The following is a 23,865-nucleotide window of genomic DNA, read 5'->3' on the forward strand; positions in this document are numbered from 1 at the left end:
TTGTCACCGCCCTACACACGCCGGGCCGCCTCGAACACGTTGAAGGTGGCCATCATGTTGAGCCGGAACTCGTCGCTGTCCGGCAGCATGCGCGGATGCGGGACGCTGGCGAGGTGCACGACGACGTCGAACGCCTTGGGCTCCGCATGGGCATAAGTGTCCTCGCCGGCGGACGACAAGGCGTCGAGCGCCTGGCCGAAATCGGTCAGGTCCGCGACCATAGCCAACTCGTTCGGATCGGAAGGGGCGTCACAGTCAATGACGAAGACCTTGTAGCCCTTGTCCTTCAGGTACGGCACGAGGACCTTGCCGACCTTACCATGGCCTCCGGTCACGGCGATGCGCTTGCTGTTTCCAGCCATGTCTTAACCTCGATTGTCGGTAGGGGCCGGCGTTCGGCCATGCGGACATCTAACCCGTCCAACGAACGCTTGTGCCGCCCTTGAACTCACCGTAGCGTTCAACTGAGCTCAACACGGAAGACGGAACCGCAATCGTGTCTGGACTGACCCGGGGCGACCTGGGCGACCTCAACCTGTTCCGTGTGATCGCGCGCGCCGGGGGCTTCCGGCGCGCCGCACTCGAACTTGACGTCTCACCATCCGCGTTGAGCCATGCCCTGCGGGGATTAGAGACACGGATCGGCGTGCGGCTGTTCAATCGAACCAACCGTGCCGTCACCCTCACCGAAGCCGGCGCCGATCTGCTGGCGAGGCTGGAGGAGGGGTTCGGTGCCATCGAGGAAGGTCTGGAGGCACTGAACCAGTACCGGGGGAAACCGGCTGGGCGCCTTCGGCTCAACGTGTTGACCGACGCGGCCCGCCTGGTGCTCGGACCGGCCCTGTCGGGCTTCCTGGCCGAGTATCCGGAGGTTCGACTGGAGGTCGTCGTCCAGGACGACTTCGTCGATATCGTCGGGGCCGGTTTCGATGCCGGAATCCGCTTCGGGGGGCGCGTGCCGGAGGAGATGATCGCGGTCCCCATCGGCGGGGACATCCGTTGGATCATGGTGGCGTCACAGGGCTACTTGCAGAATGCACCGCCGCTGGAGCACCCTTCCGGTTTGGTGGGCCATCGTTGCATCGGCCTCAGGATGGGCACCGGCGCGATCTACCACTGGGAGGTGGAGCGCGGATCGGACCACCTCACCGTCGATGTCGCCTGGTCCGTCGTGCTGAGCGAGACGGCGCTCGCGGTGGCGATGGCCGAGACGGATGGTGGGATCGCCTACTGCCAGGAGGGGCTTGTGGCTCGGCAACTGGCGGCCGGCACCCTGCGTGAGGTGATGCCCGAATGGAGCTCGCCCGGTCCGGGCTTCCACGTCTACTATTCGAGCCGACGCCAGGTGCCCCAGGCTCTGCGGGCGTTGATCGCGTACCTGCGTGAACGCGTCGGTACGGAGGCGTCCTAAACTGGCACTCTGTCTGAGCAACGTTCGGGGACCTTCGACAGCATTTGGCAGGCCCGCCCGGCTGACAGGCCGCCGCATCGATCCGCCGTGCGGGACGTTGCCCCAAGGTCAACCCATCCGATGCGGCGGAAAGCCGTGCGTCGCCGACGAGCGGCCGTATGGGGGAAACGGAAGGAAACCGAATGCCGAAACCTATGTTCGACGAGAGCAACATCACCTGGCGGACGCTCGACTGGCTGCCGCACATCGCCTTCTTCGTCTACAAGGTCGACGAGGAAAACCGCATCGTCGACGTCGTCTTCAAGTTCGCCGCGAACCAGCGCGTGATGCTGCACCGGCACAGGAGTCCCTACGTGACCCTCGTGATGCAGGGAGAGCTGCGGTTCTATCGCCCGGACGGGACGCACAAGGAGACCCGCCCGACTGGCTCCTATGTCTCAGGCGTGGCGAACGGCGAGCCTCACCTGGAGGGTGGCGGCGACGAGGACGCCATCGTGTTCTTCAGCAACCGCAACATTGAGGACGCGCTCTACGAGTTCCTCGACGACGCGGGCAAACCCGTCCAGGTTCTCGGCATCGCGGACTTCAAGGCGCAGCTCGAAGACCAGATCGCGAAGGGCACCTTCGATAAGGTCACCGCCAGGGCGGCGTGATCTCGCGACGCCGGGGATGCGGAATACATCCTCGACATCCGGCCGGCTCCATACCGGCCATCAGGCCGGTAGGCTCACGTCGGCTCGCAGACCGCCGCCGCCCCGGTTTGCCAGGGCCACATCGCCCCCATGCGCGCGGATCGCCGACCGTGCGATGGCGAGGCCGAGACCGGTCCCGCCCGTTTCCGCATTCCGCGAGCCCTCCAGCCGCGCGAAGGGCGCGAACATCTCCTCGATCCTGTCGGCTGGAATGCCCGGCCCGTCGTCGTCGACGAGGATGCGGATGCTATCATCGCCCCGCTCAAGAGTGATCCTCGCCCTGTCACCGTACCGGACGGCGTTCTCTACGAGGTTGTCGAGGGCCCGACGCAGTGCCACCGGTCGACCATGGAACTGTAGATCGGCCGGCGACGCGACGGTGACGTCCCGCCCCAGGACCACGTGGTCGTCCACCAGCGCCCGGACCATCTCGGCGAGATCCAGCGGGCCGCTTTCCTGGGCGAGCGCATCGTCCCGGGCGAACGCTAGGGTCGCGTCGACCATCCGCCCCATGTCCGAGATCGTGCGAACCATAGCGCTCCTCAGCTCGCCGTCCTCGACCATCTCGGCCCGGAGCCACAAAGAGGCGATGGGCGTGCGCAGGTCGTGGCTGATCGCGGCCAGCATCCGGGTACGGTCGGCGACGAAGGCCTCCAAGCGCACCTGCATCACGTTGAACGCCGCGGTCATGGTCCGCAACTCGCGCGGGCCGCGCTCCGGCAGCGGTTCGAACGCGGCGCCTCGCCCGGCCATCTCCGCGGCCGTGGCGAGTTCCGCCACAGGGCCGACGATCCCGCGATTCGCGATGGCAACGACCACGAGCACCGCGACCACGCTCGCCAGGACCTGGATGAGCGCGATGCGTATCCACGGCGGCGTCCGCAGCGCGAGCGGAGCCTCGGCGTTTAGCCAGCGTCCGTCGTCCAGCAGGACGGAGACGCGCAGTGCCTGGGGCCTGTCGGACAGGCGGCCCCGGGGGGTGTCCTCCCCGGCGTCCCGCTCGACGAGGGCGATCCGCGCCTGGCTTACGTCGGCCTTCATGCGTCGGTCGATCCGCCGCGCGAGCCGCGTCTCGTCGACACCCATCGCGCCCTCGGGCACGAGGCTCCCGGCATCGATGGTGAAGCGGTGTCGGGGGGACCCGTAGGCCGCGACGACGCTCGGGACGGTGTCTGGCTGGACCGTGTCGAGCAGGCGCACCAGCGTGGCGATGCGGTCGACGACCTGGGTCCTGGCCGCCGCGCGACCGACCCGCGAGGATTCGTGCGCGAACATTGCGAAGGCCGCCGCCTGCGCGCCCACGACGGCGAGCACGAGCAGCAGCGCCAGCCGTCCGCCGAGCGAGTGCGGCACCAATCTCAAGGCACCGTCCTCACCTCGGCCGCCAGGACGTAGCCCCCGCCCCAGACGGTCTTAAGCAGCCCCGGTTTGGCCGGGTCGCGCTCCAGCTTGCGCCGGAGCCGGCTGACCTGGTTGTCGATGCTGCGGTCGAAGGCGTCGGCCGTCCGTCTGCTCGTCATGTCGAGGAGTTGGTCGCGGGAGAGCACAACCCTGGGATGCCGGGTCAGCGCCGAGAGCAGGCGGAACTCCGCCGTGCTGAGCGTTACCGGGGTGCCGGCGTCATCGACGAGCTCGCGACGGTCGGTGTCCAGCGTCCAGCGGTCGAACGCCAGCTTGCGTCCGTCCGCCTCCTCCCGGGTCCGAGGGAGCGCACGCGTGCGCCTCAGAAGGTTCTTGATGCGGGCCAGAAGCTCGCGCGGCTCGAAGGGCTTCGTGACGTAGTCGTCGGCCCCGATCTCCAGGCCGACGATCCGGTCGGTCCCCTCCGCCAGGGCGGTCAGCAGGATGACGGGCGTATCGTAGGCTTCCCGGATATGGCGGCAGAGCGAGAGCCCGTCCTCGCCCGGCATCATCACGTCGAGGAGCACCAGATCGATGACGCTTCCCGCCAGGACGACACGGGCCGCCGCCGCGTCCGCCGCGACGCTGACCCGGAGCTCGTGCCGCTTGAGGTAGGCCGCGAGCGGATCGCGGATGTCGCGATGGTCGTCGACCACCAGGATGTGTGCGTCGTCCATGTCCGTGCCTTTCGCCGCCGACCCTAACGCTCCGCGGCGTCCGTCTCCCGGGGGAATCTGTCGCGAAATGTATCGGGACGTTCGAGACGGCGACGGCTTGCGACGAAAAAGGGGTTTCCCGGCAAACGCCTGCGACAGGCGGGGGGCAAGGTCTCGGCACCTGCAACCAAGCATCGGGAGACAAGACGATGACGAAGGAAACGGTGCGCGCACCGAGCCTGTTCAAGCGACTGCTTCCGGCAGCCCTGCTGGCGGCCGGACTCGCGGCCCCGCTGGCGACCGCCGGCACGGCCGAGGCCCGGGACGGCTGCGGCCTCGGGGGCCATCGCGGGCCCTACGGCGTCTGCCGGCCCAACCTCGGACCGCGGGTGTTCTACCGGCCCTACGGCTATCGGCCGGCCTTCTACGGCCCGCGGCGCTTCGGCTGGGGTGGACCGCGCTGGCACCGCTGGGGCGGCGGCTACGGTCGCGTCGGCTGGCACGGTGGTTGGCATCGCCGGTGGTGACCGGCGCTCGGCATCCGAAACAAGGGGGGCGAGCTTGCCGGCACGCCCCCGCCCGATCCTTCCGTGAGAGAGGTGTGCCCATGGCGAAGAGTGTCGTCTGTTTGGCCTTGGCCACGTTCGTTGCGGTGACGGCCGCATCCGCCCAGACACCGACGACGGCCCCTTTGCCGACGGGAGACCGGGCTTCCGCCGGCGTCGATCTCGCGACGTTCCTGACGCGGAACCGCACCCGGATGATGCGGGCCGATACCGACCATGACGGTCGCGTCAGCCGAGCGGAGTGGTCGGCTTGGTGGGAAGCCCATCCCGGAAAGGGGCCCTACGATCCGGCCGGACGCTTCCGGGCTATCGATGCGGACGCCGACGGCTTCCTCACGGCGGTGGAGATCGACGCCGTGTCCACCAAACGGTTCGTTCGGCTGGACGCAGACCACGACCGTCGCGTCGTTCGCGCGGAGCGACCTTGCCGCGCCAAGTGACCCGAATGCCCGGGATCAGGTCTAAGATTCCGATTTCCCCAATGGCAACGCCATGAGCTGCGCCCGCAACAACGAAGGAAATATCATGAAGCTCACAGGTGTGATCGTCGGCGCGTTCGCGACCATGCTCGTTACAGGCGGGGCCCAGGCCCTGCCCATGGCTAACCCCGGGTTAGGCCTCGATGCCCCCATCGTCCAAGTGCGCGGCGGGTGCGGGTTCGGCGCACATCGTGGCGGGTTCGGAGGGTGTCGCCTGAACCGCGGTCCGCGCGGCGCGATCCGGCGGGCCGTCACCGGCGCGCCGCGCGGCTGCCCACCCGGGCTGTATCGCGGCCCCGCCGGACGCTGCCGCCGCTGAGGCGGCGCTGCCTTAGCCTGGCCACTGGGCGTCGAGTGCCCGGATGAGCGAAGGCGAACCCACGCGGTCGACGATCCGCGTGGGTTTCCTCAAAAGCACCGGTCCCATAGCCCCCACCCGGGGGACCGCTTGCGGTGCCGGATCTGCAGGCATGCCGTTCGATACCAGGATGGCGACCCTTCAGAGCCGGGTCGTCAGATCCGTCAGCCAAGCCGGAGAGGCATCGACGAGGGCCGTTTCTAACATCTTGTCGTAGCCGAGCACGATGGTCAGGCCGGTCACCACGAGGATCAGGCCCAGCGCCGCCTTCAATCCCCTACCCACCCCCATTATCCGGTTGCGCCATCGCATCAACACCTCCCGCGACAGGGTGCCGAGGACGAGTAGCGGCAGGGCCGCGCCGATCCCGAACAGGAACATGGTGAGGGCCACGGCTCCGAGATCGCGGCCCTGGGATGCGAGCAGCGAGGCCGCACCGAGGGTCGGCCCAACGCACGGGCTCCAGACCGCGCCGAGCAGCAGGCCGACGCCGAACTGGCCCGGCAGCCCAGCGGTCGAGAAGCCGCCGAAGCGGTTCTCGGTCCAGTTGCTCATCGGACCCGCAGCCACAGCCAGCCGGGTCTGGGCCGCCGGTACCATCAGCACCAATCCGATCAGGATCAGCATGATGGCTGCCCCGGTCCGGAAGACGCCGGCGTCGAGCCCCATGGCGAACCCGACGGTGGCCACGAACAATCCGATGACTACGAAGGAAGGGGCCAGGCCGCCGGCGAGTGCAGCCGGACCGAGCCGATGCTCCGAGGCGGCCGCTCCCAGGACCAGAGGCAGCAGCGGCAGGACGCACGGGGACAGCACCGAGAGGATGCCGGCGATAAAGGCGAGGCCCAGGCTCGTGACCACGCGAAAGCCTCAGATCGCCTTGTCGAGGAGCGACGAGATCGCCTCGGGCTTGGTCTCGCCAGCCGAACGTCCGGTCTCCTTGGTGCCCTTGTAGGTGATCAGCGTGCTCTGCATCGTGGCGCCGAACTGCTTGACCACGTCCTTGCGGCTGTCGAAGTCGACGTCGAACACCTGCAGGTCGTTGAACTTCGGATCGGCCTCAAGCTTCGACAGGATCGGCTTCTGGGCGGCGCAGGTCGTGCACCACGGAGCGGTGATGTGCACGAGGATCGGTTTGCCGGCCTTCTGGGCGGCCTCGAACGCGGCGGGCGTGTAGGTCATCTCGGCGGCGATGGCCCCGGTGCCGAACAGCATGGGGGCGACGGCGAAGGCGGCGAGCAAGATACGGCGAGTGGTCATGGACGTTTTTCCTTCGTGGATTGGTCGAGGTGGAAGAGGGCTCAGTTCGAGACCTGCGTGATGGCGCGGTCGACGTTCACGCGGGCCGACCAGTCCTTGGCGCTGTCCTGGCCCTTGAGATCGATCAGACGGGCGGCGGTGACGTCGACGTTCTTGAAGTCGGCCCCGGCGACGGTCGCGCCCGTGAGGTTGGCCCCCGACAGGTCGGAGCCCATCAGCACCACGTTTGTGAGGTCGGCGTCGGTCAGGTCGGCGTATTCGAGGCGCGAGCGCCCGAGGTTCGCCCCCTTCAGATTGGCGCCCTTGAGGTTCACCGAGACGAACACGGCCCGCATCAGGCCCATGGACTGGTTCTTGATGTCGGCGCCACCCTTGAGATCGACGAGGGTCGCCCCGCTCATGTTAGCGCCCTTGAAGTCGCCGATGGGCATGGACCGGCTGAGGTCGGCCCCGCTGAGGTTCGCATCGCGAGCGGTGATGCCGAACATCTTGGCGCCGACGAGCTTGGCGCCGGAGAGGTCGGCCTTGATGAACCAAGCCTGCTCCAGGTTCGCCCCGCTCAGGTCGGCGCCGCGGAGGTTGGCCTTGTTCAACCGCGCGGTGCGAAGGTTCGCGCCCTTGAGGTTCAGCCCCGACAGGTCGAGGCCGGCGAGCGCCTTGTCGGAGAGGTCGATGGGCTTGCCGTCGGCCTTGGCGATCAGCGCCTCGACGTCGGCACGGGTCATCTCGGCCTTGGTCATCGCGGCCGAGCCCATGTCGGCTCCGAGGAGCAGGTCCTGCTCGGCATGAGCGGGGGCGGCCAGGAGCAAGGAGGCGAGCAGAAGGGGGACGAGGCGGCGCATGGTTTCTCCCAGTTTTTCGCCCTGGCCCAGCGAAAGCCTGCGCTTCCTCACGGCCTTGCCGGACGGTTTTTTGTTCAGTGACTACAGTGGTATGGAGCGCCGACGCAAACGTCTGTGACCCAAGTCACCGAAGGCTGCGGATTCCGAAACTATAACGCTTGGGTCATGGGCATGGCGGCATCCAACGACTGCCGGCCCTGGGAGGACGACCATGCAGACCGCCCATCAGATCGAACGCTGGATAGAGCGCTTTCCGCTGGTCCGGAATTTCAGCGCGAGCCATCTCCAGATCGCCCGCGGCAACGTGCATTTCCCAGTGCTTGAGTCCGGCGCGATTGCCTACGAGCTCCAGGGTGCGTGTGCGAATTACCTCATGTGCATCGATGGGAGGACCCGGGTGTTCCGGATGTCCGAGACCGGCCGTGAGATGCTGATCTACAAGGTCGGCGCCGGCGGGACCTGCGTCCTCACCACCCAGTGCCTGCTGTCGGGTGGCGGCTTCCCCGCGCAGAGCGTCGCCGAGAGCCGGACCGAACTGGCGGCGTTGCCGGCCGACACCTTCCGCCAACTGATGCGGGAGAGCGACGAGTTTCGGGACTTCGTCCTCGACGACTACACCAAGCTCCTGTCCGCCGTGTTCGACCTCGTCGAGGAGGTGGCCTTCGCACCGCTGGAACAACGGCTCGCGCGGCGGTTGTTGGTCGAGGCCGATGCCGGGGGGATCGTCTGGAAGACGCACCAACAACTGGCATCGGACGTGGGGAGCGTACGGGAGGTGATAAGCCGCCTCCTGGGGGAGTGGGCCGACGCCGGCCTGGTCGAGGTCCGTCGCGGGCAGGTGCAGGTCATCGACCGAGCGGCGTTGGCCGCGGGAAGGCCCGATTAGGCGCCTTCACCAGCTCGTCCCGGCAATGGATCGGTCAGCGACCATCGTCCTCGCGGACCTTTCGGCCACGAGGCAGGAGGCGATCCTTGAGTTCGAGCATCTTCTGGACCTTCGACCCGAGGGTGAGGAGGTCGACCAACCGGTCGGTCTCCAGCCGCTGCATGTCGGCGTACCAACCGGTGAGGAGTTCCAGAAGGTCGTGCATCTCACGCAGCCGAGCCTGGGCATGGACCTCCGCATCGGATTGCGGCACCTGCATCAGGGTCTCACGCAGCATCGTCAGCGTGGGATCGATCTCCCGCTTCTTGCGCTCCTCGACCAGGGTGCGGACGATCTGCCAGATGTCCTCCGGCGTGGAGAAGTAGTCGCGACGGTCCCCCGGCACGTGCTGTAGCCGCACGAGCTTCCAGGCCTGCAGCTCCTTCAGTCCCATGCTTACGTTGGAACGCGACAGGCCGAGCCGCGCGACGATCTCGTCGGCGTTGAGCGGGCGCTCGGCGACGAACAGCACGGCATAGATCTGCCCGACCGTGCGGTTGATGCCCCAGCGGGATCCCATCTCGCCGAAATGCAGGACGAAGGTCTGGACGAGGGGAGGAAGCTGCACGGAAGCTCTGCGTTCGATCATCGGAGAGGAGCGCTCAGCCGGCCTTGAGCCAGGTGCGCAGGACGAAGGCGACGACACCGAGCGCCAGCACGCTGCCGAGCCAGATCGCGGCGAGCCAGGCGAGGCGTCGCCAGAGCGGTCCCGGCTCGGTCGGGATCGGGGCCATCAGTGATAGCCGTCCGCGTCGACCTTCCCGCGAAACACCCAATAGGCATAGCCGGTGTAGGTCAGGATGATCGGGATCAGCACCGAGGCCCCGACCAGGATGAAGACCTGGCTGGAATGGGGGGACGCCGCCTGCCAGATCGTCACGCGACCCGGCACGACGTCGGGGAAGATGCTGATCCCGAGGCCGACGAACGAGAGCAGGAACAGTCCGAGCGAGATCAGGAACGGCCAGCGGTCCCGCCCTCCCTTGAGGGTGCGATGGAGGAAAAAGGCCGCGATCCCGACGAGCAGCGGCACCTGCGTGGTCAGAAGGACGTTCGGCATCGCGAACCAATTCTGCCAATACTTGCCTTCCAGGAACGGCGTCACGGCGCTGACCGCCGCGATGGCCAGCACCGTGGCGACGCCGAGGCGCAGCGACAGCGCGCGCGCGCGGTCGTGGAGCGGTCCCTCGGTGCGCATCACCAGCCATGTCGCGCCGAGCAGCGCGTAACCGCACACCAGCCCGATCCCCACCAGCACGCTGAAGGGCGACAGCCAGTCCCACCAGCCGCCGGCATAGGCGCGGCCCTGGACCTTGATGCCCTGCAGCAGGGCCCCGAGCGCGATGCCCTGCGCCAGGGTCGCGACGACGGAACCGCCGGTGAAGGCGATGTCCCAGAGGGCGCGGTGACGTGGGTCGCGCCAGCGGAACTCGAAGGCGACGCCGCGGAAGACGAGGCCAAGCAGCATCGCGATGATCGGCGCGTAGAGCGCCGGCATGATGATGGCGTAGGCCAGAGGGAAGACCGCGAACAGGCCGCCGCCGCCGAGGACGAGCCAGGTCTCGTTGCCGTCCCAGACGGGGGCGACGGAGTTCATCGCGGTGTCGCGCTCCGGACCCGGCCGGAAGGCCGGGAACAGGATGCCGATCCCCAGGTCGAAGCCGTCCATGACGATGTAGGCGAACACCGCGAACGCGATGATCAGAGCCCAGACGACGGTGAGGTCCACGTTCTCGAACATCGCGATGCCCTCACTCGGCCGGCTGCAGGATACGGCCGGGGCCGACCGAGGGCGCCGGGGTGATGCCCGCCGCCCGGACCGGGTTGCCGGGCTCGACCCCGCGCTCGCCCGGCTGGGGGGCCTTCGCCATCAGTCGCAGGATGTAGAGGATGCCCATCGAGAACACCGCGAAGTAGATGACCACGAAGGCCGTGAGAGAGGCCGCGACCGCCGGCGCCGAAAGCGGCGAGGCGGACTCGGTCGTCCGCAGCAGGCCGTAGACGGTGAAGGGCTGGCGCCCGACCTCGGTGGTGATCCAGCCGGCGACCACCGCGACGAAGCCCGCCGGACCCATCGCCAGGGCGAAGCGGTGCAACGGCGTCCACTCGTAGAGCCGGCGCTTGTACCGGGCCACGAGGCTGACGACCCCCAGCAGCAGCATCAGCATACCGAGCGCGATCATCACTCGGAACGACCAGAACACCACCGGCACCGGGGGCCAGTTCGTCCGCGGGATGGAGTCGAGGCCCTTCAGCGGCGCGTTCAGGTCGTGCTTGAGGATCAGCGAGGACAGCTTCGGGATGGAGACCTGGTAGTCCATTCTCCCGGCCTCCTGGTTCGGCAGGCCGAACAGGATCAGCGGCGCCCCGTCGGGATGGCTCTCGTAATGGCCTTCCATCGCCATCACCTTGGCGGGCTGGTGCTCAAGGGTGTTGAGCCCGTGCGCGTCGCCGGCCAGGATCTGGAGGGGTGCGACGAGCGCCGCCATCCACATCGCCATCGAGAACATCGTCCGGGCGCCGATGTTGAAGCGGTCGCGCAGGAGGTGCCAGGCGCCGACGGCGCCGACGACGAGCGAGGTCGTGAGGTAAGCGGCGAGCACCATGTGGACGAGGCGGTAGGGGAAGGACGGGTTGAAGACGATCGCCCACCAGTCCTCCGGCACGAACTGGCCGGCCGCGTTGACGCCGTAGCCCTGCGGCGTCTGCATCCACGAGTTCACCGACAGGATCCAGAAGGCGGAGAAGAAGGTCCCGAAGGCGACGGCCAGGGTGGCGAGGAAGTGCAGGCGCGGCCCGACCTTTCGCATGCCGAACAGCATCACGCCGAGGAAGCCGGCCTCAAGGAAGAACGCGGAGAGAACCTCGTAGGCCATCAGCGGCCCGAGCACGGGCCCGGTCTTGTCAGAAAACACCGACCAGTTGGTGCCGAACTGGTAGGACATCACCAGTCCCGAGACGACCCCCATCGCGAAGACGATGGCGAAGATCTTGATCCAGTATTTGAACAGATCCATGAAGACCTGCCGACCGGTCGCGAGCCACAGCCCTTCGAGGACCGCGAGGAAGCTCGCGAGGCCAATCGAGAAGACCGGGAAGATGATGTGAAAGGCGACCGTGAAGCCGAACTGCGCGCGGGCCAGCACGAGAGCGTCGATGTTGGACAGCATGGAGGAACTCCGGGCGCGCCTTGATTTCGGGACTTATCGCATTTTCAGGAATTCCTGAAAAGTGCGACATGAGAGCGGCCGTTGCCGGGATCGGGGCGGACCGGGGAGCGGATGGGGGTCCTCGACGTGTACCGCGGTCTAGGTCGCGAAAGCCCTCTGGGCCGATACGGCCACGACCCGGGCGGCAGCCGTCCTCAGGGGTGGACGTAGGAAAAGCCCATCCCCTGCAGTCGGACGATCTCCGCCACCCCGCTCGGGACGATGTCGGCCTCGGTCACCCCGTGCAGCTCGTGCCAATCGATCTTCCGCTGAGTCAGGGTGTTCCTGCAGATGAGGAACCTGACCCCCTCCGCCTTGAGGTCGTCGATCCGTTGCGCGAGCATCGGGTCCTTGGCCGCCATCTGGAACAGGTCGACGCCGTCGCCGAAATCCACCACGCGGATCTGGATGTGGTCCTTGCCCACGGACTCGACGTGGTTCCTGAGGTTTCCGAGGATGTGCTTGAAGTAGGTCGCGTTGTCCGGCCTGCCGCCATCGTTCTGGTAGACGACCTTCTGGTCGGAATAATACCCGGCGGGTACGTCGTCAGCCGCCATGGCGGGGATCGCCATCAGCGCGAGCAACGGGAGCAGCGTGGCGAACGTCCGGCGTCTCATGGGCGTCTTCTCCTGATAATTTCAGTGCGGGCAGGTTCAGGCGGCGGCCTTCGGCTTGGCCATCCATTCCCGCCCCTTGAGCATCGCCTTCCAGTAGATCGGCGGCAGCATGCGCTCCTTGAGGAACCACGCCATCCTGCTCGGCTTCGTGCCGTCGATGAACCAGGACGGGAAGCTCGGCAGCAGCGCACCGCCGTAGCCGAACTCGGCGAGCAGGATCTTGCCGCGTTCGACGGTGAGCGGACAGGAGCCGTATCCGTCATAGGCGACATGCGGAGCGCGGACGTAGCCAAGGTCGTGCAACAGGTTATGAGCGACGACCGGTGCCTGCTTGCGCGCGGCCGCGGCCGTCTTGGCGTTAGGAGCGCTGCAGGCGTCGCCGAGGGCGTAGACGTCCGGGAAACGGGTATGGCGCAGGCTTGCCTGATCGACCTCCACCCAACCGTTTGCATCCGCCAGCGGTGAGGCCCTGACGAAGTCCGGTGCCCGCTGGGGCGGCGTCACGTGGATCATGTCGAAGGGCACTTCGACCGTCGATGGCGATCCATCCCCGGCCTTCGTCGCAAACCAGGCCCGCTTGGCCGACCCGTCGATGCGCGTCAGCGTATGCCCGAAATGGAGTCCGGCCCGATAGCGCTCGACGTATTCCATCAGTGCCGGCACGTACTCCTTCACGCCGAACAGGACGGGGCCGGCGTTGAAGAAATCGATCTCGATGTTCCCGAGCCGGCCCTCGCGGCGCCAATGGTCTGCGGAGAGGTAGAGGGCCTTCTGGGGCGCCCCGGCGCATTTGATCGGCATCGGCGGCTGCGTGAACACGGCCCGTCCCGAGCGCAGGCCCTGAACCAGCTCCCAGGTATAGGGCGCGAGGTCGTACCGGTAGTTCGAGGTGACCCCGTTGCGCCCGAGGGTCTCGCCCAGTCCCTCGATGCCTCCCCAGTTCAGGGTCAGGCCGGACGCGACGATCAGGCGGTCGTAGGTGACGACCCGGCAGCCCTCCAGGATGACGGCCTTCCTCTCCGGCTCGAAGGCCGCCACCGCCGCCTTGATCCAGCGTACCCCGTCGGGGATGAGCGAGGCCATCGTGCGCGCCGTCGTCGCCGGCTCGAAGACGCCGCCGCCGACCATGGTCCAGCCCGGCTGGTAGTAGTGCACGTCGGCCGGCTCGATGATGGCGATGTCGAGGTCGGGCTTGCGCGACCTCAGGCTCGCTGCGACGGCGATGCCGCCGGCTCCGCCTCCGACGATCACCACGGTGTGGCTCGCCTCCGCGCCGTCGGTCGGGACGCGCCCCCCGGAAGCGATGCGCCGGGCGACGCCGTTCATGTCATAGCCCGCGGCCTTCGCCGTAGCGAGGATGGCGGACAGGGGGCGCCCGCGGCGGCCCTCGTCCAGGGACCAGAGCGTGGTGGATCGCGTGCCGGTACGGCAATAGGCGAGGACGGGTCCGGGCAGCGCCCGCATCGCCACGCCGAAGGCCTCGGCGTCCGCATCGGTCACGGCTCCCGAGACCACCGGAAGATAGCGCGCGTCGAGACCCGCCTCCGTCGCCGCCCGCTCGATCTCGGCGAAGCCCGGCTGGTCGGCACCCTCGCCGTCGGGACGGTTGCAGATGATCGACCCGAACCCGAGCCGGGCGGCCTCGGAAAGGTCGGTCGGTCGTAGCTGCCCTGTCACCGACAGGCCCTGATCGATCCGCTTCACGTCCATGATCCGGCTCCTCGCCTCGTCTTCGATATATCATTATGTATATTGATATTCTTATCTCCAAAAAACACATATTGACTTTCGATACAAGGGGAAACACATAGATGTTCTGAGAAGACACAGGACGCCTGAGATGGATGTCACTTCATGACTAGCGATAATGACGTGCCGGTGGTGGCCGAGCGACCGGGATGCCCGCCGCTCATCGGCGATACGGCACCGGCGTTCCGGGCCCGCACGACGATGGGTGAGCGCAGCCTCGACGCGTATCGCGGCCGCTGGCTCGTGCTGTTCTCCCATCCGGCCGACTTCACGCCTGTCTGCACCAGCGAGTTCGTCGCGTTCGCCAAGGCCTATGAGCGCTTCCAGGGCCTCGACTGCGACCTCCTCGCCCTCTCGGTCGACAGCCTCTCGTCCCACCTCGCCTGGAAGCACAGCATCGAGCAGCGCTTCGGCGTGCGGGTGCCGTTCCCGATCATCGAGGACCCGGCCATGGGCATCGCCCGCGCCTACGGCATGCTGCCGGCCCGCGCGACCTCCAGCGCCACCGTGCGCACCACCTTCGTGATCGATCCGGAAGGGACCGTCCGCGCGACCCTCGCCTACCCGATGACCGTGGGACGCAGCGTCGAGGAGATCGTGCGCCTCGTCTCCGCCCTGCAGGCCACCGACGCGTCCGAGGTCTCGACGCCGGAGGGATGGCGTCCGGGCGAGCCGGTGCTGGCGACGCCGCCCCTCACGTTCGACGAGATCGCCGCCCCCGCCCAGGACACGGGCCAGGGCGCCGATTGGTACTACCGCCTGGGGAGACTTTGACCATGACCGTCGCCAGCCAGCACCCCATCGTCAAGGGCTTCCACGAAAGGCGAACCGGCAGCATCCAATACGTCGTGGCCTGCCCGACGACGCGCCGATGCGCCATCGTCGATCCGGTCCTGGATTACGACGAGAAGTCCGGTGCGACCGCAACGCGTTCGGCGGATGCGATCCTCGATCATGTGCGCGCCAACGGCCTGACGGTCGAGTGGATCCTCGACACCCATCCCCATGCGGACCACTTCTCCGCGGCCCCCTACCTGAAAGCGCGTACCGGGGCGCCGACCGCCATCGGCGAGCGGGTGGTCGACGTCCAGCGCCTGTGGAAGGGCCTCTACAACCTACCCTCCGCCTTTCCCGTCGACGGATCGCAGTGGGACCGGTTGTTCGCCAACGGGGAGACGTTCCGCGTCGGTGAGGTCGATGCGCGGGTGATGTTCTCGCCGGGCCACACGATGGCGTCGGTGAGCTACGTGATCGGCGACGCAGCCTTCGTTCACGATACGCTGTTCATGCCGGACTCCGGCACGGCGCGTTGCGATTTCCCCGGCGGCGATGCCGCCACGCTGTGGCGCTCGATCCAGGCGATCCTCGCCCTGCCGGACGACACCCGGGTCTTCACCGGCCACGACTACGAGCCGAACGGTCGCATGGCGGCCTGGGAGAGCACCGTCGCCGAACAGCGCGCCCACAACATCCACATGGTCGCGGCGAGGAGCGAGGCCGAGTTCGTCGACCTGCGGAGCGCCCGCGACGCCGCCTTGCCGATGCCCAAGCTCATCCTGCACGCGCTCCAGGTCAACATCCGGGGCGGCCGCCTTCCGGAGCCCGAGGAGAATGGCCGGCGCTACCTCAAGGTCCCCCTCGATACCCTCGAAGGAGCCGCCTGGTGAGCATCGAGCCAACCAACGCGCAGGACCTTTCCGAGGAGACGGCGACGATGGTCGCCGACCTTCTCAAGGTGGTGGCGAACCCGAACCGCCTCCGCATCCTGTTCTTCCTGGCGAAGGGGGAGCACGCGGTATCCCAAATCGAGCATGAGCTCGGCATCCGTCAACCGACGCTCTCGCAGCAACTCGGCGCCCTGCGCGAGGCGGAGGTGGTCTCCACCCGCCGGGAGCACAAGGTGGTGTACTATCGCCTGACGGACCCGCGCATGCTCGCGCTGCTTTCGGCCATGGACGACATCCTCGTCTCCTCGCGCCCGATCCGCCGCGTGCCGCCGCGAACCGTCGAGGCCCGTGCCCGCACGCTGGGCCAGGCGGCGGTGTTCGGACGGGTGGGGGACGAGGCATGAGCTTCGTCCTCACCCCGCTTGCCGGGGGCGCCCTCATCGGCGCCTCGGCGGGCCTCTTGCTCCTCGCCAACGGACGGATAGCGGGCATCAGCGGCATCGCCGGCCGCCTCCTCGGTCGCTGGGACGGCGACGCCGCCTGGCGGATCGCGTTCCTCGTCGGATTGCTTCTCGGCCCGGTGCTGTACCGTGGCGTCGCCGGGCAATGGCCGGCGGTCCGCATCGACGCGCCGTGGCCGATGTTGATCCTTGGCGGCCTCCTCGTCGGCTACGGCACCCGGCTCGGCTCCGGCTGCACCAGCGGCCACGGGGTCTGCGGCCTCGCTCGCCTGTCGCCCCGCTCCCTCGCCGCCGTGGCGACATTCATGGCGTTCGCGATGGCGACCGTGTTCCTGGTTCGGCACGGGGGCCTGTCCCGATGAACGCTTCCCGCATCGTGGCGGCGCTCGTCGCCGGGCTGCTGTTCGGATCTGGCCTCGCCCTGTCCGGCATGATGGACCCCGCCCGCGTGCTCGGCTTCCTCGACGTCGCCGGCGCCTTCGACCCGACCCTGGCGTTCGTCCTGACCGGCGCGGTGGCCGTCTCGGCGGTGGGCTACCTGCTGAGACGCGGAATGGCCCGTCCCCTCCTGGCGGGCCGGTTCGAGGTTCCCGCCGCCCGTCGCCTCGATCCGAAGCTCCTCGGTGGCGCTGCCTTGTTCGGCATCGGCTGGGGCCTCGTCGGCCTCTGCCCTGGACCTGCGCTTGCCGCCCTCGTCCTTGGGCTACCCGACGTGGCGATCTTCGTGGCCGCGATGCTCGGCGGAATGCTGCTTTACCGCCTGACCTCGATCCGCGGCTCCGGCTCGGCTCATGGAGCGACCACGTCATGACCGCGCTGCCTGCCCTCCTGTCCGGAGCCGGCGTCGGCTTCACCCTCGGTCTGATCGGGGGCGGCGGCTCGATCCTCGCCACCCCCCTACTCCTCTACGTCGTCGGCATGTCCCAGCCCCACCTAGCCATCGGCACGGGGGCGCTGGCGGTCGCGGCCAACGCCACGCTGACGTTCGGTGGCCACGCTCGCGCAGGCAACGTGCGCTGGCGGTGCGCCATCGTCTTCGCCCTCGTGGGCGTCCTCGGTGCCCTGGTCGGCTCGACCCTCGGCAAGGCCGTGGACGGTCAGCGGCTGCTGTTCCTGTTCGCCATCCTGATGGTCGTCGTCGGCATCCATATGCTTCGCTCCGGGCGAAACGGCGGTCCAGCCCTGGAAAGCGCGCGAGCCGAGGGATGCGGGCCGATGCCGACGGCGAAGGTGCTCGCCGTGGCGGTCACAGTCGGAATCCTGTCGGGCTTCTTCGGGATCGGCGGAGGCTTCCTCATCGTGCCCGGCCTCGTCTTCGCGACGGGGATGCCGCTGATCAACGCGGTCGGCACCTCACTTCTCGCGGTCGGCGCCTTCGGGCTGGCCACGGCGGCGAACTATGCGCTGTCAGGACTCGTGGACTGGATCGTGGCCGCCGAGTTCATCGCCGGTGGCCTCGCCGGTGGTTTCCTGGGCATGCGGCTGGCCTGCCGGCTGGCCGCTTACAAGGGGCTGCTGAACCGGATCTTCGCCGGGGTCATCTTCGTGGTGGCGGGATACATGCTCTATCGCAACGTCGGCGCCCTGGCCCATCCGGCCTGATCGGCATCGGCACTTGCGCGCTGCCGCATGCTTGCGTCCCAACCTCTTCATACGCAATCGATGAAATGGTTCGGGAAACGAGACGAACGCCAGGCATGAACTTCTGGCGTTCGCTACCGCTACCGGCCGACGTCTCGGCGGGGCCGATGCAGCGGTAAGGACGTTGACGCCGATCCTGTCCGAGCGGTCCCCACTGGGCGCCGCTAGGTTATTGCATCGCACCGCACGGTTGATGTACGAGCGGGGTCATCCAACAGGACCCGGTGAAACCCCGGGTGGCTCTTCCGGCCGCCGATCCGCCGGACCACGCAATCGACGATGGCCGTGTCGCTGACCTCCGAGGAGGCCGACGCATCGTCTTGCGCATCCTGCACCGGATCGACGACGCTTCGCGTGCGGGACGACGAAAGTCTCCCACCCATCATGAACCTCGCACATCTCCGGAGCGAATGGGCTCCGAACGTCACGCGTGAACTGCTGGCCGGCACGGTCGTCGCCCTGGCCTTGATCCCCGAGGCCATCGCCTTCTCGATCATCGCCGGCGTCGACCCCAAGGTCGGCCTCTACGCCTCCTTCTGCATCGCCGTGGTCACCGCCTTCGCCGGCGGGCGTCCGGCGATGATCTCCGCTGCCACCGGGGCCATGGCGCTCCTCATGGTCGGCCTCGTGAAGGATCACGGGGTCGGCTACCTGTTCGCCGCCACCATCCTTACTGGGCTCCTCCAGATCGTCGCCGGGGCGCTTCGGCTGGGCAACCTGATGCGGTTCGTCTCGCGGTCGGTCGTCACCGGGTTCGTCAACGCCCTGGCGATCCTGATCTTCCTGGCGCAAATGCCGGAGCTCCTCGGTCAGGGCACCACGGTCTACGTCATGACCGCCATCGGCCTCGGCATCATCTACGGGCTGCCGTACCTGACCAAGGCGGTACCCTCGCCGTTGGTCACCATCGTCCTGCTCACCGCGGTATCGATGTACCTAGGCCTCGGCATCCACAAGGTCGGCGACATGGGCGCGCTCCCAAGCGAGCTCCCTTGGGTGGCCCTGCCGCAGGTGCCGTTCACCCTCGACACCCTCCGGATCATCCTGCCGTTCTCGCTGACGCTGACCATGGTCGGGCTCCTGGAGAGCCTGATGACGGCGGCCATCATCGACGAGATGACCGACACGGGCTCGAACAAGAACCGCGAATGCGCCGGTCAGGGCGTGGCCAACATCGCCTCGGGCTTCCTCGGGGGCATGGCGGGATGCGCCATGATCGGCCAGTCCGTCATCAACGTCTCCTCGGGCGGGCGCGGACGGCTCTCGACCCTGTGGGCCGGCGCCTTCCTGCTGTTCCTGATCGTCGTGCTCGGTCCCTACGTGGCACGGATCCCGATGGCGGCACTCGTCGCGGTGATGATCATGGTGGCGATCAACACCTTCCAGTGGAAGTCGCTCGGGACGTTGGTGACCCATCCGAAGGCGTCGAGCTTCGTGATGCTAGGCACGGTCGCGGTGGTGGTCGCGACCCATGACCTCGCCAAGGGCGTCCTGTTAGGCGTGGTCCTCAGCGGGCTGTTCTTCGCCCACAAGGTCACCAAGTTCTTCGCCGTCCGGTCATCCCGTGGCGAGGGCGACGTGCGCACCTACCAGGTGACCGGACAGATCTTCTTCGCCACCGCGGAAGCCTTCCACGCCGCCTTTGACTTCCGCGAGGAAGCTCTGAAGGGCGTCGTGATCGACCTCTCGGCGGCGCACTTCTGGGACATCTCGGCCATCAATGCCCTCGACCGGGTCGTCCTCAAGCTCCGCCACCACGGGATCACGGTCGACGTCGTCGGCATGAACGAGGCGACGGCAACGATGGTCGAGCGCATCGGTACTCACGATAAACCTGGGGCGACCTTCGCCGTCGGGGGGCATTGATCTTGGGAAAGCTATTGTTGCATCGTTTTGATTCTTTGTGCGTATGACGCTTCATATAACCGGTTGCTGGCGAAATCCGCCGAAGCGTCAGGGGGGGCCTGGGTGCATGGTCCGACGGTCGGAGGAGAGGTCTAGGACCCGGTCGGATACCAGCCGATCACCCTACGCGAGGCGATGGTCGTGTCGGGCCCGAAGCCGTACATCCGGACCGATCCGGTTGGGATCTCCATGGCCTCGACCTGGCTCGGCCCAAGGCCTCCAGCACCATTACGAGGGTTCGCAACGCGTTGCCGTGACCGGCGACCAAGGTTTGAATGCGCGTCGCTACCGGTTGGATGGATTTGATTTAGAAGGGGACGATCCGGTCGATCGTATGCCTGAGGATTTCGCATTCGGGGAGAGGCCCATACGCTCATTTATCGAGCTAAGAGCAAAGGGTTTCGCCCTTTAATATTATTTCATCGGACGTATCACGACATTAAAATCTTGGTCTATGATTAATACATACTCGGTCGGAACGTAAAATGCTCCGACTGTCGTATCAGAACAAGTCACCCTCACGGCGTATCCATTTCCACTCTTGCCCAGGAAGGTCGCGCTCGTTGCTATTGGGCAAGAGTATGTTTCAGATCTAATTAAAGTTCCAAAAGCTCGAAGTTGGTCTTTTGTCGCTGGATCATCCCCTGGCGGGTTATTTTCCGTCAGGAGAAAAGCACAGATTACGACCATATTTTGCATGAAGACGCTCATTACCCATGCCCTCGGTTCTGCTCTTCGCCTCCTATAGCGCCCCCTGCTTTCGCCGACGAAATACCGCTTGCGGTACATCCGTTGTCGAAGGTCGATTGGGCGGCACTCCACTGATCCTACCCAAACAGCAGGGTGCGAAACAACGCCCGCTTACAGGCAGACATGGAAACGGACTGAGCCGACGCGTTGGGTCGCGACCCGTGCGTCCGCTCTACGACCGGGATGGGTGGGTAGCGGTATGGCTGCTTTCGGTGGCGTAATGTCTTCAAGCAGACATAGGTCCTATCGACAGATGCCTACCCCTCCGCTCAGAAGCAGTCATCGTTTAAGCCGAGAATGCTGCGACGCTGCTGGAACTAACGACCCATACCCAGGCGGTCCTACACCTGGCGCGAACCCGGAGATTAATATCACCAACATCATGGTGGTCCTGGATTACGGCAGTGCTGATACACCCGCTTTGATAGCCGACCCAATGATCCGATTTTGAACCTCAAAGTTCCCGCAAAATCAACCTAGAGTAAGCGGGCCTCCTGATGCTAGTCGGGTGGCCCGTTTCATTGTGTGGCAGGCTGCAAACGGTTTGTGATGTGCAGCGGGCAGGACATAGATCGTTCCTACATGCTGGAGCGGCTCTGTCGGCGAAAATCAAATCCTTATGCCGAACCGTCTCGCACCCTCTCGAACGCTTATGCGGGTTCGAGGATCGTAGTCGGCCGCCCCGATGGGGTGCCAGGTTGATTTCCCGTGGACCTTCCCGACCGACGACCGGCCCGATGCAATGGCGACGGCACCATCGGCCGATTCCGGACCCTTGAATGTCTGCGGCGCCTGCTCTCCCGGTGCCGGGCATGCGGGACCGCATTCCACGGCTATCGTCTCGGTGTCGATGGCGTAGTCCAGGTCGACCGTTCGAAGTGGCGGATCGAATGCCCCCGGGCCGCCCAGGCAGGCTGCCCGCTCGGGTGTGCCGAGTTCCGTCTCGCCCTGCGCACGGCCGCGCCTACGGACTGAAAGACCACCGTCCCAGGGTCGACCAGCGAGCCCTCCGCAATCCTAATGCGACCCTTATAAAATCGTCCTCGCTTCCGTCTCGAACCCTAATGCGGTTCGCGTCCACATTGGTCCTGGGTGAGACCGGTCCTGCATCGGCCCCCGAACCGAAACGGACCGACCATGCTCGACATCGCCTTCATCGCCGCGGGGCTCGCCTTCTTCGGCCTGGCCGCCGGCTACGCCGTCCTCTGCGAACGCCTCTGAGGCTCGCCATGACCCTCGACCTGACGCTTGGCGCCCTCGTGACCCTGGGGCTGCTCGGATACCTCACCTACGCCCTCGTCCGCCCCGAGCGGTTCTGAAGGAACGCCTCCCATGACCATCAACGGCTGGATACAGATCGCGCTGTTCTGCGCGGTCGTCCTCGCGCTCGCCCGCCCTCTCGGCGGCTACATGACCCGTGTCTTCACGGGTGAGCGAACCTTCCTTTCGCCCGTGCTCGCCCCCGTCGAGCGCGGGCTCTACCGCGTCGCCGGCATCGACGCCCGCCAGGAGCAGCACTGGCTCACCTACGCGCTGGCCATGCTCGCCTTCCACGTGCTCGGCTTCCTCGCCCTTTACGCGCTGCTGCGCTTCCAGGCGGTGCTGCCGTTCAACCCGGACGGGCAGTCCGCCGTCGCGCCGGATCTCGCCTTCAACACGGCGGCGAGCTTCGTGACCAACACGAACTGGCAGAACTACGGCGGCGAGACGACGATGTCTTACCTCACGCAGATGCTGGGGCTGACCCACCAGAACTTCCTCTCGGCGGCCACCGGCATCGCCCTGGCCGTCGCCCTCGTGCGCGGGTTCTCGCGCGCCTCGGCCGCCACCGTGGGCTCGTTCTGGGTCGACCTGACCCGGACCACCCTCTACGTGCTGCTGCCGATCTGCGTCGTCTACACGCTGTTCCTGGTCTCCCAGGGCATCCCGCAGACCCTCGGCGGGGCCGTCGAGGCGACCACCCTGGAAGGCGCCAAACAGACCATCGCGGTCGGCCCGGTGGCGAGCCAGGTCGCGATCAAGATGCTCGGCACCAACGGCGGCGGCTTCTTCAACGTCAACGCCGCCCACCCGTTCGAAAACCCGACCGCACTCTCGAACTTCATCCAGATCGTGTCGATCTTCGCCATCGGCGCGGCGCTCACCAACGTCTTCGGGCGGATGGTCGGCGACGAGCGCCAGGGCTGGGCGATCCTCGCCGCGATGGCGGTGCTGTTCCTGGCGGGCGTCACCGTCGTCTACTTGGCCGAGAGCGCCGGGAGCCCCGTCCTCAACGGCCTCGGCCTGACCGGCGGGAACATGGAGGGCAAGGAGGTCCGCTTCGGCATCGTCGCCTCGGCCCTGTTCGCGGCCGTCACCACGGCGGCCTCGTGCGGCGCGGTGAACGCCATGCACGACAGCTTCACCGCGCTCGGCGGCATGATCCCGCTGATCAACATGGAGCTCGGCGAGATCATCGTCGGCGGCGTCGGGGCGGGCCTCTACGGCATCCTCGTCTTCGTCATCGTGACGATCTTCGTCGCCGGCCTGATGGTCGGTCGTACGCCCGAGTACCTCGGTAAGAAGATCGAGGCCAAGGAGGTCAAGATGGCGATGCTCGCCATCTTGTGCCTGCCGCTGATGATGCTGGGGTTCACCGCGCTGGCCAGCGTGGTCGCCGCCGGCCTCGCCGGCCCGGCCAACGCCGGCCCGCACGGCTTCTCGGAGATCCTGTACGCCTTCACCTCGGCGGCTGCGAATAACGGATCGGCCTTCGGCGGGCTCACCGGCAACACCCTGTTCTACAACACCACGCTCGGCCTAGGCATGCTGTTCGGCCGGTTCTTCGTGATCGTCCCGGCGCTCGCCATCGCGGGGTCGCTTGCCGCCAAGAAGACGGTACCGGCCTCGGCCGGGACGTTCCCGACGCATGGGGGCCTGTTCGTCGGCCTGCTGGTCGGCGTGATCCTCATCGTCGGCGGCCTGACCTTCTTCCCGGCGCTGGCGCTCGGACCCATCGTCGAGCACCTCGCCGGCGGCCTCGGCCAGACCTTCGCGGCGGGGGGGTGAGGTGCAGGACGCCATGCTTCCATCCCGCAACCGCGCCGCCATGCGGCGCACTCTCGCACGTCACCGGCCGAGGCCGCCGACATGGGACCGGGTCCGACGGGACCGCCGCGACCTCCGCCTGTCGGACGTCATCCTCGGCATGCTCGGTCTCACGCTGCTCGGCGCCCTCGGCATCATGGCCGGGGCGGCCCTCCTCGGCACCGCCCTGGCCCCCTGAGCCCCCACTCG

The 23,865-nt window shown here is 67.0% G+C and carries 28 protein-coding genes, 1 pseudogene and 1 other annotated feature; of the genes and pseudogenes, 17 read left to right on the forward strand and 12 right to left on the reverse strand.

Annotated elements, in window-relative coordinates; all coding sequences use genetic code 11:
* Positions 1 to 11: 11 nt before the first annotated feature.
* Positions 12 to 362 carry an NAD-dependent epimerase/dehydratase family protein gene (locus MFF13_RS00545; protein WP_238270113.1) on the reverse strand — a complete coding sequence of 117 codons (351 nt, stop codon included), beginning with the start codon at positions 360 to 362 and terminating at the stop codon, positions 12 to 14.
* 134 nt (positions 363 to 496) lie between these two features.
* On the opposite strand from MFF13_RS00545, the gene MFF13_RS00550 reads away from it, so the two are divergent.
* Both MFF13_RS00550 and MFF13_RS00555 read left to right on the forward strand, forming a co-directional pair.
* Positions 497 to 1,411: a LysR family transcriptional regulator gene (locus MFF13_RS00550; protein WP_238270116.1), complete on the forward strand. Its 915-nt coding sequence runs from the start codon at positions 497 to 499 to the stop codon at positions 1,409 to 1,411.
* A 182-nt stretch (positions 1,412 to 1,593) separates the two neighbouring features.
* Positions 1,594 to 2,064 (forward strand): cupin domain-containing protein, encoded by a 471-nt coding sequence (locus MFF13_RS00555; protein ID WP_238270118.1) that lies wholly within the window; start codon positions 1,594 to 1,596, stop codon positions 2,062 to 2,064.
* A gap of 60 nt (positions 2,065 to 2,124) precedes the next feature.
* Here MFF13_RS00555 and MFF13_RS00560 read toward each other — a convergent pair whose 3' ends face one another.
* Together MFF13_RS00560 and MFF13_RS00565 are read right to left on the reverse strand one after the other, a co-directional pair.
* The gene (locus tag MFF13_RS00560; RefSeq protein WP_238270120.1) at positions 2,125 to 3,405 is read right to left on the reverse strand and encodes an ATP-binding protein; all 1,281 of its coding nucleotides are present in this window, start codon (positions 3,403 to 3,405) and stop codon (positions 2,125 to 2,127) included.
* A gap of 56 nt (positions 3,406 to 3,461) precedes the next feature.
* On the reverse strand, positions 3,462 to 4,181 hold the full coding sequence (locus MFF13_RS00565) for a response regulator (protein ID WP_238270122.1): 720 nt from the start codon (positions 4,179 to 4,181) through the stop codon (positions 3,462 to 3,464).
* Positions 4,182 to 4,369: 188 nt separating this feature from the next.
* Between MFF13_RS00565 and MFF13_RS00570 the strand changes: the two genes are divergently transcribed.
* The 3 genes from MFF13_RS00570 to MFF13_RS26515 all read left to right on the forward strand — a co-directional run bounded on the left by MFF13_RS00570 (position 4,370) and on the right by MFF13_RS26515 (position 5,524).
* Positions 4,370 to 4,687: a GCG_CRPN prefix-to-repeats domain-containing protein gene (locus MFF13_RS00570; protein ID WP_306422371.1), complete on the forward strand. Its 318-nt coding sequence runs from the start codon at positions 4,370 to 4,372 to the stop codon at positions 4,685 to 4,687.
* Positions 4,688 to 4,767: 80 nt separating this feature from the next.
* Positions 4,768 to 5,166 (forward strand): EF-hand domain-containing protein, encoded by a 399-nt coding sequence (locus MFF13_RS00575; RefSeq protein WP_238270124.1) that lies wholly within the window; start codon positions 4,768 to 4,770, stop codon positions 5,164 to 5,166.
* A gap of 85 nt (positions 5,167 to 5,251) precedes the next feature.
* Positions 5,252 to 5,524 carry a GCG_CRPN prefix-to-repeats domain-containing protein gene (locus MFF13_RS26515; protein WP_373322459.1) on the forward strand — a complete coding sequence of 91 codons (273 nt, stop codon included), beginning with the start codon at positions 5,252 to 5,254 and terminating at the stop codon, positions 5,522 to 5,524.
* A gap of 180 nt (positions 5,525 to 5,704) precedes the next feature.
* Here MFF13_RS26515 and MFF13_RS00580 read toward each other — a convergent pair whose 3' ends face one another.
* From MFF13_RS00580 to MFF13_RS00590, 3 genes are read right to left on the reverse strand one after another with little or no spacing between them, the layout of a single operon-like run.
* The gene (locus tag MFF13_RS00580) at positions 5,705 to 6,424 is read right to left on the reverse strand and encodes a cytochrome c biogenesis CcdA family protein (protein WP_238270126.1); all 720 of its coding nucleotides are present in this window, start codon (positions 6,422 to 6,424) and stop codon (positions 5,705 to 5,707) included.
* A gap of 9 nt (positions 6,425 to 6,433) precedes the next feature.
* Complete coding sequence (locus MFF13_RS00585; RefSeq protein WP_238270128.1) at positions 6,434 to 6,823, reverse strand: thioredoxin family protein; 390 nt, start codon at positions 6,821 to 6,823, stop codon at positions 6,434 to 6,436.
* Between the two features lie 41 nt (positions 6,824 to 6,864).
* Positions 6,865 to 7,665, reverse strand: coding sequence for a pentapeptide repeat-containing protein (locus MFF13_RS00590; protein WP_238270130.1), 801 nt, complete (start codon positions 7,663 to 7,665; stop codon positions 6,865 to 6,867).
* Between the two features lie 211 nt (positions 7,666 to 7,876).
* Here MFF13_RS00590 and MFF13_RS00595 point away from each other — a divergent pair, with 211 nt between their 5' ends.
* Positions 7,877 to 8,551 (forward strand): Crp/Fnr family transcriptional regulator, encoded by a 675-nt coding sequence (locus tag MFF13_RS00595; RefSeq protein ID WP_238270132.1) that lies wholly within the window; start codon positions 7,877 to 7,879, stop codon positions 8,549 to 8,551.
* Positions 8,552 to 8,585: 34 nt separating this feature from the next.
* On the opposite strand, the gene MFF13_RS00600 is transcribed toward MFF13_RS00595, so the two are convergent.
* The 6 genes from MFF13_RS00600 to MFF13_RS00625 form a co-directional block, all read right to left on the reverse strand.
* Positions 8,586 to 9,158, reverse strand: a complete 573-nt coding sequence (locus MFF13_RS00600) for a GbsR/MarR family transcriptional regulator (RefSeq protein ID WP_238270134.1) — start codon at positions 9,156 to 9,158, stop codon at positions 8,586 to 8,588.
* Positions 9,159 to 9,192: 34 nt separating this feature from the next.
* Positions 9,193 to 9,324 carry a DUF2474 domain-containing protein gene (locus MFF13_RS00605; protein WP_238270136.1) on the reverse strand — a complete coding sequence of 44 codons (132 nt, stop codon included), beginning with the start codon at positions 9,322 to 9,324 and terminating at the stop codon, positions 9,193 to 9,195.
* Positions 9,324 to 10,331 (reverse strand): cytochrome d ubiquinol oxidase subunit II, encoded by a 1,008-nt coding sequence (gene cydB, locus MFF13_RS00610; RefSeq protein WP_238270138.1) that lies wholly within the window; start codon positions 10,329 to 10,331, stop codon positions 9,324 to 9,326. The genes MFF13_RS00605 and cydB overlap by 1 nt, the downstream gene beginning before the upstream one ends.
* 10 nt (positions 10,332 to 10,341) lie before the next feature.
* Positions 10,342 to 11,760 carry a cytochrome ubiquinol oxidase subunit I gene (locus MFF13_RS00615; RefSeq protein WP_238270140.1) on the reverse strand — a complete coding sequence of 473 codons (1,419 nt, stop codon included), beginning with the start codon at positions 11,758 to 11,760 and terminating at the stop codon, positions 10,342 to 10,344.
* A gap of 194 nt (positions 11,761 to 11,954) precedes the next feature.
* A complete protein-coding gene (locus MFF13_RS00620) occupies positions 11,955 to 12,416 on the reverse strand; it encodes a DsrE family protein (RefSeq protein ID WP_373322460.1) in 462 nt (153 codons plus the stop codon).
* Between the two features lie 36 nt (positions 12,417 to 12,452).
* A complete protein-coding gene (locus MFF13_RS00625; protein WP_238270142.1) occupies positions 12,453 to 14,126 on the reverse strand; it encodes a bifunctional protein tyrosine phosphatase family protein/NAD(P)/FAD-dependent oxidoreductase in 1,674 nt (557 codons plus the stop codon).
* A 144-nt stretch (positions 14,127 to 14,270) separates the two neighbouring features.
* Here MFF13_RS00625 and MFF13_RS00630 point away from each other — a divergent pair, with 144 nt between their 5' ends.
* The 11 genes and pseudogenes from MFF13_RS00630 (at position 14,271) to MFF13_RS00675 (ending at position 23,854) form a co-directional block, all read left to right on the forward strand.
* Positions 14,271 to 14,939: a peroxiredoxin gene (locus tag MFF13_RS00630; RefSeq protein WP_238270144.1), complete on the forward strand. Its 669-nt coding sequence runs from the start codon at positions 14,271 to 14,273 to the stop codon at positions 14,937 to 14,939.
* A gap of 2 nt (positions 14,940 to 14,941) precedes the next feature.
* Positions 14,942 to 15,832, forward strand: a complete 891-nt coding sequence (locus MFF13_RS00635) for an MBL fold metallo-hydrolase (RefSeq protein WP_238270146.1) — start codon at positions 14,942 to 14,944, stop codon at positions 15,830 to 15,832.
* 47 nt (positions 15,833 to 15,879) lie between these two features.
* Positions 15,880 to 16,119, forward strand: a pseudogene (locus tag MFF13_RS26470) (ArsR/SmtB family transcription factor); the annotation flags it as partial.
* 113 nt (positions 16,120 to 16,232) lie between these two features.
* Positions 16,233 to 16,655 (forward strand): YeeE/YedE family protein, encoded by a 423-nt coding sequence (locus MFF13_RS00645; protein WP_238270150.1) that lies wholly within the window; start codon positions 16,233 to 16,235, stop codon positions 16,653 to 16,655.
* Positions 16,652 to 17,104, forward strand: coding sequence for a DUF6691 family protein (locus tag MFF13_RS00650; RefSeq protein ID WP_238270152.1), 453 nt, complete (start codon positions 16,652 to 16,654; stop codon positions 17,102 to 17,104). Before MFF13_RS00645 ends, MFF13_RS00650 begins: the two co-directional genes overlap by 4 nt.
* Complete coding sequence (locus MFF13_RS00655; protein ID WP_238270153.1) at positions 17,101 to 17,895, forward strand: sulfite exporter TauE/SafE family protein; 795 nt, start codon at positions 17,101 to 17,103, stop codon at positions 17,893 to 17,895. The genes MFF13_RS00650 and MFF13_RS00655 overlap by 4 nt, the downstream gene beginning before the upstream one ends.
* A gap of 253 nt (positions 17,896 to 18,148) precedes the next feature.
* Positions 18,149 to 18,204: a sequence feature (sul1 is cis-regulatory element that is thought to sense ions involved in sulfur or methionine metabolism; They are found in Alphaproteobacteria), on the forward strand.
* A gap of 114 nt (positions 18,205 to 18,318) precedes the next feature.
* The gene (locus MFF13_RS00660) at positions 18,319 to 19,800 is read left to right on the forward strand and encodes a SulP family inorganic anion transporter (protein WP_238270155.1); all 1,482 of its coding nucleotides are present in this window, start codon (positions 18,319 to 18,321) and stop codon (positions 19,798 to 19,800) included.
* A gap of 1,881 nt (positions 19,801 to 21,681) precedes the next feature.
* Positions 21,682 to 21,810: a hypothetical protein gene (locus tag MFF13_RS26320; RefSeq protein ID WP_281406706.1), complete on the forward strand. Its 129-nt coding sequence runs from the start codon at positions 21,682 to 21,684 to the stop codon at positions 21,808 to 21,810.
* 8 nt (positions 21,811 to 21,818) lie between these two features.
* The gene (locus tag MFF13_RS00665) at positions 21,819 to 21,908 is read left to right on the forward strand and encodes a K(+)-transporting ATPase subunit F (protein ID WP_036267122.1); all 90 of its coding nucleotides are present in this window, start codon (positions 21,819 to 21,821) and stop codon (positions 21,906 to 21,908) included.
* A 13-nt stretch (positions 21,909 to 21,921) separates the two neighbouring features.
* Positions 21,922 to 23,637 (forward strand): potassium-transporting ATPase subunit KdpA, encoded by a 1,716-nt coding sequence (kdpA, locus tag MFF13_RS00670; RefSeq protein WP_147751743.1) that lies wholly within the window; start codon positions 21,922 to 21,924, stop codon positions 23,635 to 23,637.
* A gap of 13 nt (positions 23,638 to 23,650) precedes the next feature.
* Positions 23,651 to 23,854: a hypothetical protein gene (locus MFF13_RS00675; RefSeq protein WP_147763136.1), complete on the forward strand. Its 204-nt coding sequence runs from the start codon at positions 23,651 to 23,653 to the stop codon at positions 23,852 to 23,854.
* Positions 23,855 to 23,865 lie beyond the last annotated feature (11 nt).

Origin of the sequence: Methylobacterium cerastii (assembly GCF_022179125.1) — a bacterium.
GTDB lineage: Bacteria > Pseudomonadota > Alphaproteobacteria > Rhizobiales > Beijerinckiaceae > Methylobacterium > Methylobacterium cerastii.